The sequence below is a fragment of the Pseudomonas sp. HLMP genome (assembly GCF_046365545.1).
Classification (GTDB): domain Bacteria; phylum Pseudomonadota; class Gammaproteobacteria; order Pseudomonadales; family Pseudomonadaceae; genus Aquipseudomonas; species Aquipseudomonas guariconensis_B.
This window is the reverse complement of record NZ_JBDLLR010000015.1, coordinates 1-1,632: the sequence shown is the minus strand read 5'-3', so window position 1 is coordinate 1,632 and position 1,632 is coordinate 1. Positions and strand designations below refer to the sequence as shown.

Sequence of the window (1,632 nt, the reverse complement as noted above, 5' to 3'; positions counted from 1 at the left end):
TCGGGCCAACGCCTTCGGCCACGCCGTTTTCACCGAACAGGACGGCTTCGACCTGTGGGGTGTCGGGGACCATGACGATGATGAACTCGGCTTCCTGGGCCACGGCTTGCGGGGTCGGCAATGCCGTGGCGACGAGATCGGCCGGGGCCGGGTCGTGATGGGTGGAAACGAACAGTTCGTGACCTGCCTTTTGCAGGTTCTGGGCCATGGGTTTGCCCATGATGCCGGTGCCGATGAAACCGATTTTAGCCATGAGAGATTACCTCGTTGTATTGATTGAAATCTCGATGGGGCAGGCGACGCTGGCAGTGTGGGCGCTGCCCCTTCGAGAGCATCCTCAGATCGCGTTGTGGGTCTTCAGCCAACCCAGGCCCGCCTTGGTGGTGGTCAGTGGCTTGTACTCCGCACCCACCCAGCCCTGGTAGCCGATGCGGTCCAGGTGTTCGAACAGGAAGCGGTAGTTGATCTCGCCGGTACCGGGTTCGTTGCGGCCGGGGTTGTCGGCCAGCTGGATGTGGTTGATCGCAGCGAGGTGGGTTTTCATGGTGCGCGCCAGGTCACCTTCCATGATCTGCATGTGATAGATGTCGTACTGCAGGAACAGGTTGGCGCTGCCGACTTGCTCGCGGATGGCCAGCGCCTGGGGCGTGGTGTTGAGATAGAAGCCGGGGATGTCGCGGGTGTTGATCATCTCCATCACCAGCTTGATGCCCACGGCCTCGAGTCGGTTGGCGGCGTATTCGAGGTTGTCGAGCAGGGTGTTCTGCACCACGAACGGGTCGACGCCCTCTGGCGCGATGCCCGCCAGGCAGTTGACCTGGGTGTTGCCCAGGATCTTGGCGTATTCGATGGCTTTGTCGACACCGGCGCGAAATTCCTCGACGCGGTCGGGGTGGCAGGCGATGCCGCGCTCGCCTTGCGCCCAATCGCCCGCTGGCAGGTTGAACAGCACCTGCTGCAGTTGGTTGGCGTCCAGGCGGGCGCGCAGTTCCTCGACTGGGTAGTCGTAGGGGAACAGGTACTCGACGCCACGGAACCCGGCCTGGGCAGCGGCGGTGAAGCGGTCGAGGAAGTCCAGTTCGGTGAACAGCATGGACAGGTTGGCAGCGAAACGGGGCATGGTTGGCTCCTGATGGCTTGGCGTGGGCGGATCAGTCCAGCGGCATGATCGAGGTCGGGGCGTCGGCGGCGGTGCTGGCCAACGCCTCGAACTCGTTGATGGCGTTGATCTCGGTGCCCATGGCGATGTTGGTGACGCGCTCGAGGATGACTTCCACCACCACCGGCACGCGGAAGGTCTCCATCAGCTCGGTGGCCTTGGCGAAAGCAGCTTGCAGGTGGCTGGCGTCGAACACGCGGATCGCCTTGCAGCCCAGGCCCTCGACCACGGCCACGTGGTCCACGCCGTAGCTGCCCAGCTCCGGGGCATTGACGTTCTCGAATGACAGTTGCACGCAATAGTCCATGTCGAAACCGCGCTGGGCCTGGCGGATCAGGCCCAGGTAGGCGTTGTTCACCAGCACGTGGATGTAGGGCAGGTTGAACTGCGCGCCCACGGCCAGCTCTTCGATCATGAACTGGAAGTCGTAGTCACCCGACAGCGCGACGACCTTGCGCTTGGGATCGGCCTTG

3 protein-coding genes are annotated in these 1,632 nt (G+C 63.2%); all 3 read right to left on the bottom strand.

What is annotated here, in order from left to right:
• The coding region (locus ABFA30_RS24075; protein WP_253081842.1) for an NAD(P)-binding domain-containing protein at nucleotides 1-253 on the bottom strand (253 nt) is incomplete at its 3' end.
• A gap of 84 nt (nucleotides 254-337) precedes the next feature.
• The gene (gene hyi, locus ABFA30_RS24070; RefSeq protein WP_225789238.1) at nucleotides 338-1,120 is read right to left on the bottom strand and encodes a hydroxypyruvate isomerase; all 783 of its coding nucleotides are present in this window, start codon (nucleotides 1,118-1,120) and stop codon (nucleotides 338-340) included.
• A gap of 31 nt (nucleotides 1,121-1,151) precedes the next feature.
• On the bottom strand, nucleotides 1,152-1,632 hold a 481-nt coding region (locus ABFA30_RS24065; protein ID WP_253081831.1), incomplete at its 5' end, for a thiamine pyrophosphate-dependent enzyme.